Here is a 15,601-nt window from a genome sequence, read left to right on the forward strand (position 1 = left end):
AGAATATTTTGTCAAATAAAAATATGACAAATAAAATGCGGATCAATAGGGGAAACTACTTGCAGAAATGGACGGGGGTTAACGACCCACTGATTAAAGTTAAAGTAGGAGCAGATGCTATGTTATTTTATTTTGAACTTGTCGTCATTTTACTTTGTACGAAATTAGCTGGTGACATTAGTGTAAGACTTGGTCAGCCTTCTGTACTTGGTAAGTTAATTGTCGGTATTATTATCGGTCCGGCTGTACTCGGTATTATTAATAGTTCTGAACTGATTGATGAACTGAGTGAGATTGGTGTTTTGTTGCTTATGTTTATGGCGGGACTTGAAACGGATTTAGAAGAGTTAAATCGGAATTTGAAATCGTCATTTGCAGTAGCGGCTGGTGGAATTATTTTTCCTTTCATCGGTGGTTATGTAACAGGATTGCTGTTTGGATTAATACAGTCCCATGCCATTTTTTTAGGGTTATTACTTTGCGCAACATCGGTTAGTATTACGGTCCAGACGCTACGTGATCTAGGAAAAATGAATACGAGAGAAAGTACAACAATTTTAGGTGCTGCCGTATTTGATGATGTCATTGTCGTTATTTTATTGGCATTTGTAATGAGTTTTTTAGGAACACAAGATGTGAATATAACACTTGTCATTGTAAAGAAAATTATTTTCTTTGTAAGTATTGTTTTTATTGCTTGGAAAGTCGTTCCTTGGATTATGAAAATGCTTGTACCGCTTCGTGTAACAGAAGCGTTAATTAGCGCGGCTCTTATTATTTGCTTCTCTTTTTCTTATTACAGTGAAATGATGGGAATTGCAGGCATTATTGGAGCATTTGCAGCAGGAATTGCTATTTCTCAAACAGAGTATAAGCATGAGGTGGAACATAAAATTGAACCGATTGCTTATGCAATATTTGTTCCAGTATTCTTCGTAAGTATCGGAATGGAAATTACATTTCAAGGCATTGGAAGCCAGCTTTGGTTCATTATTATTATGACTCTCATTGCAATTTTCACAAAGTTAATCGGATCAGGTTTAGGAGCGAGACTGACAGGATTTAATCTCCAATCTTCTATTAGTATTGGCGCGGGGATGGTATCACGTGGTGAAGTAGCGCTTATCATCGCTGCAAATGGACTTACGGCGAATTTATTAGCGAAAGAAAATTTCACAGCGATTGTTATTGTTGTTATATTGACGACGATTATTACACCGCCACTTTTGAAGAAATATTTTGTATAGAGAGGAAGGGCTTATCTGATGTAGGTAAGCTCTTTTTTTATTCCCAAAAGCAATGATCATATAGCATGAAGGGTTTGTAATTATGGTAAAATCTATGTATGTGATATGACAAGGAGAGGGAAGTGTGAAGATTACGAAGGAGAAGGTTATTGGTGTAATCGTACTTATTGCAGTATGTATACCATTTACTGCATGGAAAGAATCAAAAGTGAAAGATTTTCCGGTTTCTATTTTTTCGGAAGAAGCAGATGGTGAGTACGGTCAGAAGCTGAAATATACTGCTTTTTTACCTGATGTTGCGATTTGGATGAACGGTTGGGAAAAGAAGTGGACAGAAGGGGAAAGAACTGTTTATCAAAAAGGGAATCGCATTGTAAATGTGTTTCATCCTCCTGGCGATGATGGTTTTTACCTTATTGAAGCAAGAGAAAATAAGTGAACGCAACCGTAAGAAGTGGAGGTTAAATAGTGAAAGCTTCAACATTACTATTTAAAATTGAAAGTAATATGGATCAATTTTCACCAGCTGAGAAGAAGGTTGCCATGTACATAATGGAGAATGCAGAGATTGTACCGAATTTAACGACGAAAGAAGTGTCAACGAATGCAGGCGCAAGTGAAGCGAGTGTCGTTCGCTTTTGTAAATCGATTGGAATCGGAAGTTTTAAAGCATTTAAGATAGCACTCGTTCGTGAATTAACGATTGCTGATTATAATATTAACGATTTTTCAGTGATGAATACAGAAGATGGACCGTATGATTTATTTAATAAAGTTACTTATGTGAATAAAGCTGCAATTGAGGCGAGCGTGACGGCGATAGATAAAAAAGAACTTGAAAAAGCTGCAGATCGTATTGTAAATGCCGATAAAATTATCTTTTATGGAGTAGGCGGATCAGCTACTCCGGCGATGGACGGAGCTTATAAATTTACAAGGCTCGGATTTACAGCGATGATGCTATCTGATTTTCATATGATGTTGCCGCTTGTGACGAATTTAAAAGAAGGCGATATATTTGTTGCGATTTCAACATCTGGTCGAACGAAAGATGTGCTTGAAATGGCGCAGTATGCAAAGAGACAAGGTGCAACTGTTATTGGAATTACGAAACTAGATCAATCATCACCGTTATATAAAGAAGCGGATATTCGCCTTTGTATGCCAGATGTAGAACAAGATCATCGTATTGCGAGTATTGCTTCGAGAATGACGCAATTGAATATGATCGATGCTTTATATGTGATTACTTTCAATCGAATTGGTAATAAAGTATTGAATCAATTTATGGAGACGCGAGAAGAAGCGTTGCGGTTACGGAAGTTAAAGTAGAAGAAAAGATGAGGAGACTCATCTTTTTTTATCCCCCTATTTGCCGTGCAGTAAGACCCTCACTTCAAAATTCAGCGGAAGCAAAGAAAGTTAGGTGGGGATCAACTGCCCGTAAATGCCCGATTGGTGCGGGCTAATAATCAGTGGGGATGAACAAAACCCACACTGATTAAAGTTTCACTTTATGATCTTTGACAAAAATATGTCATGTCGTGAAATTTTATTTCATAAAATAAGAAAGAGTAATTGATTTTTAGTTTCTTAAAGTTATAATAAAAGTGTGAAATATAATTTCAAAGAGGGTGGCAATATGTTAGAAAATTTATCGACAGAACATCGTAATGAGAAAACAATGAATTTGGATGAGATGAGCATAAAAGAAGTGTTGCAAAGTATGAATGAAGAAGATCGAACTGTTGCGTTAGCAGTTGAAAAAGAGATAGAACAAATTGAAAAGGTTGTACAGACTGTTATTAAATCTTTTGAAGAAGAGGGACGTTTAATTTACATTGGTGCTGGTACGAGTGGTCGTTTAGGTATTCTAGATGCAGTGGAATGTCCGCCGACATTTGGCACGGATGATAAAATGGTGCAAGGATTTATAGCAGGTGGATTGAAAGCGTTTACTAAAGCGGTGGAAGGTGCCGAAGATCGCGAAGAGTTAGCAGAAGAAGATTTAAAAAGTATTGGATTAAATGAGAAAGATACAGTGATTGGAATTGCTGCAAGTGGCAGAACTCCTTACGTAATTGGCGGCTTGAAATACGCACAGAGTGTAGGAGCGAGTACAGCGAGTATTTCTTGTAATAAAAATGCTGAAATAAGTAAATATGCAAAGTTAAATGTGGAAGTAGAGACAGGTGCAGAAATATTAACAGGATCAACGCGTTTAAAAGCTGGTACAGCACAAAAATTAGTGTTGAATATGATTTCAACAGCTTCGATGATTGGTGTAGGAAAAGTATATAAAAACTTAATGGTAGATGTTCAATCCACAAATGAAAAGTTAGTAGAACGATCAAAACGAATTATTGTGGAAGCAACAGGCGCTAGTTATGAAGTAGCGGCAGAGTATTATGAAAAGGCAGAACGTAACGTAAAAGCTGCCATTGTTATGGTGTTGTTGCAGTGCGAATATGGGGAAGCACTGGAGAAACTAAAATGCGCAAAAGGGTTTGTGAAGAAAGCACTATAAAATAATAGGGAGGGGGATTCTATTATGAAGAAAGAAGAGAGAATGGCTAAGGAAATTTCGGAGCAACTTGGAGGAATAAAAAATATTCGTAGTATTGCTCATTGTATGACGAGACTACGATTAACGCTTCATGATGAAAGTAAAGTAAATATGGACCTTTTAAAAAAAGTTGAAGGCGTTATGGGTGTTATAGAAGATGAGACGCTTCAAGTTGTCGTTGGTCCAGGAACAGTAAATAAAGTAGCAGCTGAAATGGAAGGCTTAACAGGACTACGAATTGGTGAGATAGCAGATCATCACCTTGAAGATATTGGGCAAGAGATGAAATCAGAGATTAAGAAGAAAAATAATACACCAGTGAAAAACTTTTTACGAAAAATAGGAAGTATTTTCATTCCGTTAATTCCAGGACTTGTTGCGTCAGGAATTATAAACGGGGTTGCTAACTTTGCGAAAAACGCTGGTGCTGATCCAAATGCAACGTGGTTACAAATGTTACTACTCATTGGCGGCGGTATCTTTACATTCTTAGGAATTTTAGTTGGTTGGAATACAGCGAAAGAGTTCGGCGGGACACCGGTTCTTGGGGCAATTGCTGGCATTTTAATTTTCAACCCGGCGATGGCAAACGTAAAATTGTTTGGTGAAGCATTAGTGCCCGGACGGGGCGGATTATTCGCAGTTATTTTTGCAGCATGGCTTATGGTTGTAGTGGAAAGACAAGTTCGAAAAGCAGTGCCGAATGCAGTTGATATAATCGTGACACCACTCATTACTGTATTAGTTGTAAGTATCGTAACGATGTTAGCAATTCAGCCATTAGCAGGTTTCTTATCAGATGGTATTACGAGCGGAATTAATGCGATTTTAAATATTGGCGGAGCATTTGCTGGCGCAGTACTTGCGGGAACATTTTTACCTCTCGTTATGGTCGGATTGCATCACGGTTTAACACCAATTCATATGGAATTTATTAATCAAACACACGTAACACCTTTATTACCAGTACTAGCAATGGCTGGTGCTGGCCAAGTGGGCGCAGCAATTGCGATTTATGTGAAAACAAAAAACAAACGACTTCGAAATGTAATTAAAGGTGGATTGCCAGTTGGCTTTTTAGGAATTGGTGAGCCGCTATTATACGGGGTTACATTACCACTTGGGAAACCGTTTATTACTGCTTGTTTAGGAGCGGCTGTCGGTGGTGCATTCCAAGCAGTTATGCAAACAGCTTCTCTTGGAATTGGCGTATCAGGGCTATCTTTAATTCCGTTAATTGCTGACAATAAATATTTACTATATTTCTTAGGTTTAGTAATTGCATATGCTTTCGGATTTATCTTTACGTACTTCTTCGGATTTAAAGAAGAAATGGCAGAAAACATATAGAGAAAGGGATTCCTTTCTCTTTTTCTATTAATAGAAGGGGAGATTTATATGATCGGAGTTTCCATTTATCTTTCAAAAGAACGAGTAGAGAAACAAGAAGAGTGGTTAAAAGTAGCGAAGGAAAATGGGTTTACATCTATTTTTACATCACTGCACATTCCAGAAGATGATCCAAATACGTATAAAGAGTTAATTCAAATATTAGGGAGACAAGCTCTTGCACATGAAATGGAGCTAATGGTTGATGTTTCTCCAAAATCGTTACACCATTTAGGGCTAACATATGAAAATGTGGAAGAGTTATTGAACTGGGGCATTACCGGTTTAAGAATGGATTACGGCATTGCGCCAAAAGAAATTGCAAGCGTATCTCATAAGATGAAAGTAGCTTTAAATGCGAGTACGATTACAAAATCATTTTGGAAAGAATTACTTGCAGAACATATAAGAGTAGAGAATGTAGAAGCATGGCATAATTTTTACCCGCGCCCAGAGACAGGACTAGCAAAGTCTTTCTTACAAAAACAAAATCAATATTTACAGAAGTGCGGAATAAAGACAATGGCATTTATTCCAGGAGATGGTGAAAAACGAGGGCCGTTATATGAAGGGTTACCAACGTTAGAAAAACATCGCAATATGCGCCCACTTGAAGCGTACTTAGAACTTGTTCAAGATTGTGGTGTTGATAAAGTATTGATTGGAGATATAAGCGCAAGTTTAAAAAGTATGCAAGAAGTAGCTAGTGCAAGTAGAGGGATTATTCCATTGCGTTACAAATCATTTATAACTGATAAAGAAGTATTAAAATTGGTAGAGCAAGTGCATACAAATAGACTAGATCCGGCTCGTGATGTTATTCGATCTGTAGAATCAAGGGAAGGAAATAGAGTGGTGATAAAGCCGATGCATACAATTGTAAGAAAGAAAGGGAGTATTACAATTGATAATGAATTGTATGGTAGATATGCAGGGGAGATGCAAGTTGCCATAAATGATTTATCTGTAGATGAGAAAGTGAATGTTGTTGGAATGGTTGTAGAAGAGGACGTGTCTTTACTGCCTTATATTGGCGCTGGAAAAATGTTTCAACTTTTTTTATGCGATAGAATAAAAGCTTGAATTAGCGCTATTTTGTAAGAAAACATTATCCGTAAAACGGATAATGTTTTTTGTTTTCTTTAAAAAAGTATTTGACGAATGAAATAAAATACCGTATTGTTTTGACTTGTAAATAAAAGTTCACCATAACAAAACAAAAAGGAGAGTTCAAAATGAATCAATATATTGGGAATTTAATTATTCGTATCGTGTTAGGAGTTACGTTCTTTGCACACGGTTTAGCAAAGTTTCAATCAGGTATCGATAACGTAGCAGGATGGTTTACAAGCATCGGTTTACCAGGTGGCCTTGCATATGGCGTAGCAACTGTAGAATTAGTTGGTGGTATATTATTAATTATCGGTTTAGGTGTACGATATGTAGGATTGTTATTCGCTCTTATTTTAGCTGGAGCTATCGTAAAGGTAAATGGAGCAGCAGGTTTATTAGGAGATGGAAAGAATCCAGGATATGAATTAGATCTTGCATTATTATCAATGGGTGCGTATTTATTCGTAGTAAAAGCAGAAGGATATGTAGATCGTTTCTTAAAAGAGAAAGTAATGAAAACGAAGTAAATTTTATTTATAAATGTTGACTTGAAGAAATATTGTAACTATAATGATTACAACTAATAGATTAAGAGTAAAACAATTTAAATATTTTTTTACACAAGATGTAACTACGTGAGTTACATCTTGTGTAAAAATAAACGGGAGGAAGTAATATGCCTAAATCAAATTTAGAAATTATTAAAAGCACGTATGAAGGATCAGCTTCTTCAAATGCAAAGCATTTAGCAGAAGCCCTCTCTGAAAAAGTGGAATGGACAGAGGCAGAAGGTTTCCCGTACGGCGGAACATATAAAGGCGTAGAAGCTATAATGAAAAATGTATTTAGCCGTTTAGGATCAGAATGGGATGATTATAAAGCAAGTGTAAATATGTATCATGAAGTAAGCGGAAAAGATGTAATTATTGCTGAAGGTATGTATTCTGGAGTTTATAAAGAAACAGGAAAATCATTTGAAGCAGAATTTGTTCATGTATGGCAACTGGAGAACGGAAAAATCGTGAAGTTTAAGCAGTATGTAGATAGTTATATTGTTAAGGAAGCAATGAAGAGCTAATGCTTTTTAAATGGATCGTAGGTATATGCATTACAATTATAGTAATTTTCTCGTCTATAGTTGGCGGAAAGAAATTGCTTGCATATGTGGAAAAAGAAAATAAAAATATTCAAACCGAGCGAGCGGCAAACGAAAAAGAGAAAAAAGCTGCAGAAGAAGCTCCGCAAATTAGTGAAGGTGAAATTATTTCTACTATGCATAAAATGGTGCACCAAAAGGTAAAATCCTCTGAAAAATGGGGATTTGTAGAGATGACAAAAAAGGAAATTTCTAATGTAAAAAGAGATATTGAAAATAGTACAGGTTTTCAATATAAAATGAAGTTATTTTCTATTATAAATAGGTGGGAAAAAGGAGATTTTTCTCAAACTGTTGAGGAGCATAACTTTTTATGGAGCCTTCAAGGTGGAGATACTGGCAAGGCGACGGAACGTTTATCGCCAGAAGAGGAAAAGCAGTATATAAGAGAAATGAAGAGTAAATAAAAACATCGCCAACCTAGATGACGATGTTTTTTCATTAAGAATGTTTTCGTATTAAAGGTCTAGTTGGCTGAACGGCAACAGTTTTGAAATGAGAAAATAAATAACATCCTGTTACAACGACAATTGTCCCTAAAATTTGTATCCACGTTAATTCTTCTCCGAGAAATATGAATGCTAAAATGGCTGTGAAAATTGGATTGAAGTTTAGAAAAATACCTGATGTAGTTGCGCCTAATTTTTGTACGCCAATATTCCAAAATACCATACAAAGAACTGTCGAAATAAGCCCAGTATATAAAAGTGATGTGATGAAAGAAGTATTTATATTTGAAACAGTGAAGCTACCTATGTTAAACGGTAGTAATAAAATAACGCCGAAAATACCAGAGTACAACGTTGCCATAAGTGGTGTAGTTGTTTTTGTTGCCCATTTACTACAAACAGAATAGATTCCCCAAATACAAACCGCTGCAATCATCCATAAATCACCGCTATTAAAATGTAGTGAAAATAAAAGCGAGAAATCACCTTTTAATAGGACGAGGATGACCCCGAAGAATGAAAGAATCATGGATAGGATTTGAAGTGTATTTACTTTTTCTTTTAGAAATAATACTGAAAATAATGCGATTGAAATTGCATTCAATGTAGAAATAAGCCCTACATTCGTAGCGGATGTTTTTTCTAATGCTAAAAATTGAAAGATGTTAAAAAGAGCGACTCCTGAAATTCCCATTAATATTAACGGAATTATTGCGGTACGTGGTGGAAGGATTTTCTTTTCTTTAAGCCATACCATTGGTAATAAACAAACAATCGCAATCATCCATCTTAAATTTGTCAATGTCATCGGTGATGCATGATCGACGAGTGATTTTCCAACGACGAAATTTCCTCCCCATAATAAGCTCGTTAGTAATAGTAAAAAGACGTAAAAATAAGGCATGATAAAATCCCCTTTTTTGTAATCAATACGAATTGTAAATAATTTTAGCATTTTTCTTTATTGTGTAATACATTATTTTGTATAATGGTGAAAACTCGATAAAATCTTTAGTTTAAAATGATATTTACAGAAAGATATTCAGTTTTATATAAATTATAAGTTGTTTTTTCGAATAATCATCGGTAAGAAAAAAGGAGGAATTGTAATGGAGTCGTCTGTTATTAAAGTGTTGGATGATTTGGATGTACAAATTTTAGATATATTGCAGAAGGATTCACAAGTAAGTAATGCAGAGCTGGCACGTCGCGTTAATTTATCACCGGCTGCGATGCATGCAAGAATAAAAAGGTTAGATGGGGAAGGTTTCATCGATAAGCAAGTTGCGATTTTAAATCAAGAAAAGCTTGGGTTTGATTTATTATGCTTTATTTTTATGAGTACGAATATTCATCAATTTGACAAGTTAGAAGTGTTGGAGAAAGAATTAGAATCGATGCCGGAAGTGTTAGAATGTCACTGTTTAACAGGAGAGTACGATTATTTATTAAAGGTTGCAAATCGTGATCGTAAAGAACTAGAGCAGTTTATTAGAAAGCTGAATAAGCTTGGTATTACACGTATACAGACGAGTTTGGCACTTCGTGAAATTAAATATTCAACAGTATTACCGATACGAGATGAGGAACCGAGCATCGATTAGATTGCTTGGTTTTTTGTTTGTATAAAGTGATTGACGAGGAGAAAAGAGAGCTGTATTATTATATGAAATTATGAATTAAAATTCATTTAAAGTTATAAATATTAATATTGAGGGGCAAGGGGATGTAATATGAAAATCTGTAATGCGGTGACCAGTGATGTGAAAGAAATTTATAGTCTTATTGAGGTTTATGCAAAAGAGGGAGTTGTTTTACCACGTTCTCTTTTGTCTCTTTATCAATATTTGCAATGTTTATATGTTATGAAAGAAGACGAGAGAATTGTTGGAGTTGCTGGATTGCATGTGTTAGGAGAAGATCTTGCAGAAATACGATCGTTAGTAGTTTCGCATACATATGCAGGGAAAGGGATAGGACGTATGCTCGTAAATCATGTAATGGAGGAAGCTACGAAAATAAATGTAAGAAGAGTAATTTCCTTAACATATGAAACAGTATTTTTTCAAAAGTGTGGATTTGATTTTATAAATAAAGAAGCGTTGCCAGAGAAAGTATGGATTGATTGTAGACATTGTCCAAAGATGGATTATTGTGATGAAGTGGCGATGGTTCGGTATGTTGGATAAAAAATTTATAGAGAAAAAGTTCCCACTATTATTTACAGATATAGTGGGAACATGTATTTACATAAGAAATGGACAGGTTATTAAGAATTTGAATTCGTTTGTCTTACGGCAAAATTATAAAGTGGATCTTTAAGTTCATAGTTATACGTTAAACCGTCGACAATTCCTACAACTTTATCATTATCATAAAGGTCGAGCATAAATTTTGCCATTTGTTTTGCAGTGTGGAATTTCGGTACAACATTATCGTATTCGAACTCATCAATACCAAATGAACGTTTTGCAAATTCTGTTTCAGTTGCCCCAGGTGCTAAAACCTTTGCTTGCAGTTTTGCGCCTTGTTCTTTCAGTTCGTGAGACAGCCCTTCTGTAAAGGCACTTACATAAAATTTTGTAGCGCAATACGTAACAGCATCAGCAACAATCGTGTATCCGCCGCCCGATGAAACGTTAATAAGCTGTGTTCCGTCAACCATTGAATAATCTCGAACGAAAAGAGAAGAGAGTATTGTTAGTGCTTCTATATTGACATGCAACATCGTCTCGATTTTATTTAAATTTTGTTCGGCAATTGAGGCGAAATTACCAAAACCTGCGTTATTAATCCACGTTTCAATTTGAAAAGCTTGTAGGCTTTCATAAAGTTTATAAACATCTTCAGTAACAGATAAATCAGTTCGTCGAATGACAACATCTAACTCTGGATGCATTTCGTTAATTTTCAATTTTAATTCGCTTAATTCTTCTTGTCTTCGAGCTACAAGTACTAAATTTTTCCCGCGAGATGCAAATGCTAAAGCTGTTTCATAACCAATTCCGGAACTTGCACCAGTAATAACAGTGTATTTCATATAAAATCCCCCTAAATTCAAATTTATTTATGGTTAGATTGTATTTGTTAGAGTATACTCTAAGTCAAATGTTTTTTATAAATTTGATACGTTCATAAAATATATAAGGATAAGCATGTGGAGGGAGTTTAGTATGTATACAATTAGTGAGGTAGCAAAATTATTAGGATTGAGCACACATACACTACGTTATTATGAAAAGGAAAATATATTGATTGCAAATCGTGATACAAATGGAAATCGACTTTACGAAGAGTCACATATAAAGTGGTTGCAGTTTGTAATGAAATTAAAACAAACGCAAATGCCAATAGCGAAAATAAGAGAATACGCTAGATTATATACAGAAGGGGCGCATACAACAGAAGCTCGTTTACAGCTCCTAGAAGATCATAGGAAATCTATTCAGATTCAAAGAGAAAACTTAGAGGTTACAGAGAAGATGCTTGAGAATAAAATTCGTGCATACAAAGGCTCATTGGAAAATAAATAGATGGTTGTTATGTGATGAAAAATGGATTTGATCTATGAGTATTTCATCATAGTGTATGGATAAATAAAAAAGAGCAGCTAGCAAAAGCTAACTGCTCCATTCAAGGGATCTCTCCAAGGGGGAGTGGAGAAAATATTATGTTACTAGCATTATTGACAGATTATTAAAAAATATACAAATAGGATGAAAGAAATTTTAAATAAACTTTCGGCATTGACAATTTTTAAAATGTTCATGTACAATATATATATGAATGACATTCAGTCATTTTCGTGTGACAGGATGCAGTTAGCTTAGAAATGGAACAAATACAATGGTAAATGAGGATGATAGTTGTTTTTATATAGTATTGATGAAAGAGTATATTTTTTTAAAATAAAAATGACTGATAGTCAGTCATGAAGGGTGAGAGGTATGAAAAATAGAGCTTGGTTATATGTCATATTAACATGTATCTTTGAAATTTTTTGGGTGTTTGGTTTTAATACGGCCGATACTTGGTGGCATTGGATTATTATTTTAGGAGTTATTGCTGTTGATTTTCACTTCCTTTCTAAAGCGTGTGAACATCTTGCAACAGGAACTGTATATGCTATTTTCGCTGGAGCTGGTACGGTAGGTACTTTCTTAATGGATGTATTTCTTTTCGGTGGAAGTTTCAGCGCAGGCAAACTATTCTTCATTCTTATGGTAGTAGCCGGCGTTATCGGTTTAAAGTTAGCTGACAATAAAGAAGAAACTGTGGAAGGAGTTGCTTAAAAATGGGTTGGTTTTTCGTATTTTGTGCTGCAATTAGTGAAATAGTCGGTGTGATAGGACTTAAAATGTATAGTAAAGATAAGACATTAGCCAATGGTGCGATTTATATAGGTGGGTTTGCTACATCCTTCGCATTTTTGTATACTTCCTTCTTATTTTTACAAGTAAGTGTCGCGTATGCGGTTTGGATTGGTATCGGAACAGCAGGTGCAGTTTTGTTAAACATGTTCTTGTTTGGTGAGTCGAAAAGTAAAGCGCGTATCATTAGTGTGTTTCTTATTGTATGTGGAGTGACAGGATTAAAGGCACTTTCTTAAAGATATATTGTATTTTTATCTCCTAATTGTTTATTAGGAGATTTTATTATAAAAAAATGATTTCCTCTTAGAGTTCACTATCATTGACAGTACAATCGATTATCTTATAAAATGAGTGACAGTCATTCAATATGCGTGTGAAAGGGTTTAGATGATGAATAAAAAAGAGAAAATTGTCTATGCAGCTATTGAAGTGTTTCAGGAAAAGGGCGTCGAAAAAACGAAGATTTCTGATATCGTGAAATTAGCTGGCATTGCGCAAGGAACTTTCTATTTATATTTTCCTTCTAAGTTATCTGTTATGCCTGCAATAGCAGAAGTGATGGTTGAAAAGATGATACTTGCAGTGAAAGAAAAAGTGCAAAACGATGCGCCTTTCTCAAGTAAAGTGACGCAAGTAATAGATGCGGTGTTTCACTTTATAGCTGAATATCGTGAAATACAAGCTTTAATGTATGCTGGTCTTGCATCTACAGAACATATAAAAGAATGGGAAGCTGTGTATGAGCCTCTTTATATGTGGCTAAGTGAATTTTTAAATGAGGCAAAAGAAGCCGGTGAAATTCGTGATTCGGTTCACGCAGAGCGAACAGCGAAGTTATTTATCGCTCTAGTTGAATCAGCAGCGGAACAAGTGTATTTATATGATCATAAAGATGATGAGCAAGTCGATTTGCAAAAGGCAGAAGTACTAGATTTTTTAACACATGCACTACATATAAAGAAATAGTGAGATGAACCTGTCTGAAAAGGTAGGTTCATTTTTGAGGAAAACTGAATGATAGTCATTCACCTAATGCGTATGTATGTGTGGAAGGATAGTGTGAAATTCTAACGAGTAGGGGGGCATCTCTACTCATGACTAGCCCACAAATAGAAGGATAAAGAAAAAGCTTCTTGGGCATTATTTTTTGAGAGGAACTTACGGGAAGAGGTGTTAAAAAGTGAAGAAACCGATAAAAGAACAAAAGATGGTATTGGTCATTCTTTTGAGTAATATATTTATCGCTTTTCTAGGGATTGGATTAATCATTCCGGTTATGCCATCCTTTATGAATGATATGCATTTAACAGGGAAGACGATGGGATATCTCGTTGCAGTGTTTGCAATGGCACAGCTCATTACTTCACCTATTACAGGCCGGTGGGTTGATCTTTACGGTAGAAAGAAAATGATAATCATTGGATTATTTATTTTTGGTGTTTCAGAGCTTCTTTTTGGATTAGGAAAAGATGTATGGATGCTTTATGTAGCAAGGGTATTAGGCGGAATTAGTGCTGCGTTTATTATGCCTGGTGTTACGGCATATGTTGCGGATATTACATCTATTCAGGAACGTCCAAAGGCGATGGGATACTTATCTGCGGCTATTAGTACTGGATTCATTATAGGTCCTGGAATCGGCGGATTTATTGCAGAATACGGTATACGTGTGCCGTTTTTCGTTGCAGCAGTAATTGCTTTTATAGCATGTGTGATTTCGATCTTTATTTTAAAAGAACCGTTAACGAAAGAAGAACTTGCAGAGATTTCTTCTAATACGAAGGAATCAAGTTTTATTGGTGATTTAAAGAAATCATTACATCCAATGTATGCAATTGCATTTATTATCGTATTTGTACTCGCATTCGGATTATCAGCGTATGAAACAGTGTTTAGCTTATTCTCTGATCATAAATTTGGCTTCTCGCCGAAAGATATCGCAGCAATTATTACAATTAGTTCAATCTTTGGGGTAGTTGTGCAAGTATTTATGTTTGGCAAATTGGTAGACATGTTCGGTGAGAAAGTGTTAATTCAAATATGTTTAATTGTAGGTGCAGTATTAGCATTCGTCTCAACTGTAGTCTTTAATTATTGGATTGTACTTCTCGTTACTTGCTTCATTTTCTTAGCATTTGATCTACTTCGTCCAGCTTTAACGACATTTTTATCAAAAGCAGCCGGAAAAGAGCAAGGATTCGTCGCTGGTATGAACTCGACTTATACGAGTTTAGGGAATATCGCAGGACCAGCGATGGGCGGAATATTATTTGATATGAATATTCATTATCCATATGCATTTTCAGGCGTTGTTTTAATAGTTGGTCTCGGCATTACATTTATGTGGAGAGAGAAACAGTTGGCTGAAAGTTTTGCGAAGTAATAAAACCCCTTACGACGTGAGGTAAAGTGACCTCCGACAACGGGACACATATCAAAACACCTAAACCATCTGTTCCCTAAATTCTTTAGGGGATAGGTGGTTTGTATTTTATTGAATTTTCACATAATTGTAGTGATGAATGTATTCTAGCGCAATCTTTCGCACAGTTTGGATACTTTTGTTATCTTTTGTGAATCGAAAGCTTCACTTTTTAAATGGCGAAAGAAGCTTTCCATGAAGGCATTATCATGGCAATTTCTTTTACGGGACATGCTGGTGATGATGCCGTTTTGTTTGGCATACGCTTGAAATTCCTTCGCAGTATAAATACTTCCTTGATATGAGTGAAGGATGATATTTTTTACTTTTCACCCTCTCATTGCTTGTTTCAATGTCTTCGTCGCTAATGTCAGTGTTTGTAATTCGTTGATGACACAACTAATAATTTCGCGATTAAGGGCATCCATGATCGTTGATAAATATAAGGTACGCTCTCCTAATAAGAGATACGTCACATCCGTAAACCTGGATGTATTGAATTGGCACTCCAATCGATCAGGGGCTACCATTGGTTCCGCACCATTGATATATTTCTTTTTTTCGACGTCCTTTACTTTCTCTTCTAAATGGGATACCACCCGCATTTTAACGAAAGTATACGCTAAGCAAATTTTGACATAAAAAAAGCCGATTTTTCTACTCTAAGAAATTTTCGATTCTAATTCGTTATAGGTTAGTTGTTACTTTGTGTGCTTCATATTCTTTCACTATTTTATAAAAGTATTTTTCTTCAGTTTTAATAGTTTCATAAACTTAACTCCTGTTATTTCACTATTTTTCTACCTTGGATAAATTTCTTGTGTGAATATTTTACATATAAAATTATCTATTTACATTTTCTACCATAATTATACCTCTACAAACT

At 35.4% G+C, this 15,601-nt stretch carries 18 protein-coding genes and 1 pseudogene; 16 read left to right on the forward strand and 3 right to left on the reverse strand.

The genetic code is table 11. The features are described 5' to 3' along the window. The first annotated feature begins 23 nt into the window (after positions 1-23). From D1166_RS20830 to D1166_RS20870, 9 genes are all read left to right on the forward strand, one after another. Positions 24-1,247, forward strand: coding sequence for a cation:proton antiporter (locus tag D1166_RS20830; RefSeq protein ID WP_061113410.1), 1,224 nt, complete (start codon positions 24-26; stop codon positions 1,245-1,247). Between the two features lie 124 nt (positions 1,248-1,371). Further along, positions 1,372-1,686, forward strand: a complete 315-nt coding sequence (locus D1166_RS20835; RefSeq protein ID WP_000704957.1) for a hypothetical protein — start codon at positions 1,372-1,374, stop codon at positions 1,684-1,686. A gap of 29 nt (positions 1,687-1,715) precedes the next feature. Beyond that, positions 1,716-2,579, forward strand: coding sequence for a MurR/RpiR family transcriptional regulator (locus D1166_RS20840; protein ID WP_000648164.1), 864 nt, complete (start codon positions 1,716-1,718; stop codon positions 2,577-2,579). Positions 2,580-2,889: 310 nt separating this feature from the next. Further along, positions 2,890-3,774, forward strand: coding sequence for an N-acetylmuramic acid 6-phosphate etherase (gene murQ, locus D1166_RS20845; protein WP_000892344.1), 885 nt, complete (start codon positions 2,890-2,892; stop codon positions 3,772-3,774). Positions 3,775-3,798: 24 nt separating this feature from the next. Further along, a complete protein-coding gene (locus D1166_RS20850; protein ID WP_000711291.1) occupies positions 3,799-5,163 on the forward strand; it encodes a PTS transporter subunit EIIC in 1,365 nt (454 codons plus the stop codon). Between the two features lie 48 nt (positions 5,164-5,211). Next, a complete protein-coding gene (locus tag D1166_RS20855) occupies positions 5,212-6,285 on the forward strand; it encodes a DUF871 domain-containing protein (RefSeq protein ID WP_046392376.1) in 1,074 nt (357 codons plus the stop codon). 152 nt (positions 6,286-6,437) lie between these two features. Then, the gene (locus D1166_RS20860; protein WP_001077751.1) at positions 6,438-6,842 is read left to right on the forward strand and encodes a DoxX family protein; all 405 of its coding nucleotides are present in this window, start codon (positions 6,438-6,440) and stop codon (positions 6,840-6,842) included. A 149-nt stretch (positions 6,843-6,991) separates the two neighbouring features. Next, positions 6,992-7,393, forward strand: coding sequence for a nuclear transport factor 2 family protein (locus D1166_RS20865; protein ID WP_001126691.1), 402 nt, complete (start codon positions 6,992-6,994; stop codon positions 7,391-7,393). Further along, a complete protein-coding gene (locus tag D1166_RS20870) occupies positions 7,393-7,878 on the forward strand; it encodes a PRK06770 family protein (protein WP_000897980.1) in 486 nt (161 codons plus the stop codon). Before D1166_RS20865 ends, D1166_RS20870 begins: the two co-directional genes overlap by 1 nt. A gap of 34 nt (positions 7,879-7,912) precedes the next feature. Here D1166_RS20870 and D1166_RS20875 read toward each other — a convergent pair whose 3' ends face one another. Then, a complete protein-coding gene (locus D1166_RS20875) occupies positions 7,913-8,824 on the reverse strand; it encodes a DMT family transporter (RefSeq protein WP_048567866.1) in 912 nt (303 codons plus the stop codon). 205 nt (positions 8,825-9,029) lie between these two features. Here D1166_RS20875 and D1166_RS20880 point away from each other — a divergent pair, with 205 nt between their 5' ends. After that, on the forward strand, positions 9,030-9,524 hold the full coding sequence (locus tag D1166_RS20880; protein ID WP_000446088.1) for an Lrp/AsnC family transcriptional regulator: 495 nt from the start codon (positions 9,030-9,032) through the stop codon (positions 9,522-9,524). 129 nt (positions 9,525-9,653) lie between these two features. After that, on the forward strand, positions 9,654-10,109 hold the full coding sequence (locus tag D1166_RS20885; RefSeq protein WP_000686662.1) for an N-acetyltransferase: 456 nt from the start codon (positions 9,654-9,656) through the stop codon (positions 10,107-10,109). A gap of 80 nt (positions 10,110-10,189) precedes the next feature. Here the strand turns inward: D1166_RS20885 and D1166_RS20890 are convergent, their stop codons facing one another. Then, positions 10,190-10,960 carry an SDR family NAD(P)-dependent oxidoreductase gene (locus tag D1166_RS20890; RefSeq protein ID WP_097856617.1) on the reverse strand — a complete coding sequence of 257 codons (771 nt, stop codon included), beginning with the start codon at positions 10,958-10,960 and terminating at the stop codon, positions 10,190-10,192. A gap of 133 nt (positions 10,961-11,093) precedes the next feature. On the opposite strand from D1166_RS20890, the gene D1166_RS20895 reads away from it, so the two are divergent. The 5 genes from D1166_RS20895 (at position 11,094) to D1166_RS20915 (ending at position 14,676) form a co-directional block, all read left to right on the forward strand. Further along, on the forward strand, positions 11,094-11,453 hold the full coding sequence (locus D1166_RS20895; protein WP_000288059.1) for a MerR family transcriptional regulator: 360 nt from the start codon (positions 11,094-11,096) through the stop codon (positions 11,451-11,453). Positions 11,454-11,867: 414 nt separating this feature from the next. Continuing rightward, positions 11,868-12,212 (forward strand): DMT family transporter, encoded by a 345-nt coding sequence (locus tag D1166_RS20900; RefSeq protein WP_000796011.1) that lies wholly within the window; start codon positions 11,868-11,870, stop codon positions 12,210-12,212. A gap of 2 nt (positions 12,213-12,214) precedes the next feature. Next, positions 12,215-12,529 (forward strand): DMT family transporter, encoded by a 315-nt coding sequence (locus D1166_RS20905; RefSeq protein WP_000539671.1) that lies wholly within the window; start codon positions 12,215-12,217, stop codon positions 12,527-12,529. Between the two features lie 151 nt (positions 12,530-12,680). Beyond that, positions 12,681-13,259, forward strand: coding sequence for a TetR/AcrR family transcriptional regulator (locus D1166_RS20910; RefSeq protein ID WP_001999151.1), 579 nt, complete (start codon positions 12,681-12,683; stop codon positions 13,257-13,259). Between the two features lie 214 nt (positions 13,260-13,473). Further along, positions 13,474-14,676, forward strand: coding sequence for an MFS transporter (locus D1166_RS20915; RefSeq protein WP_000742956.1), 1,203 nt, complete (start codon positions 13,474-13,476; stop codon positions 14,674-14,676). 108 nt (positions 14,677-14,784) lie between these two features. Here D1166_RS20915 and D1166_RS20920 read toward each other — a convergent pair. Then, positions 14,785-15,278 (reverse strand): annotated as a pseudogene (locus D1166_RS20920) (DDE-type integrase/transposase/recombinase); the annotation flags it as partial. Positions 15,279-15,601 lie beyond the last annotated feature (323 nt).

The sequence above is a fragment of the Bacillus sp. ISO11 genome (genome assembly GCF_003458115.1).
Classification (GTDB): Bacteria; Bacillota; Bacilli; order Bacillales; family Bacillaceae_G; genus Bacillus_A; species Bacillus_A cereus.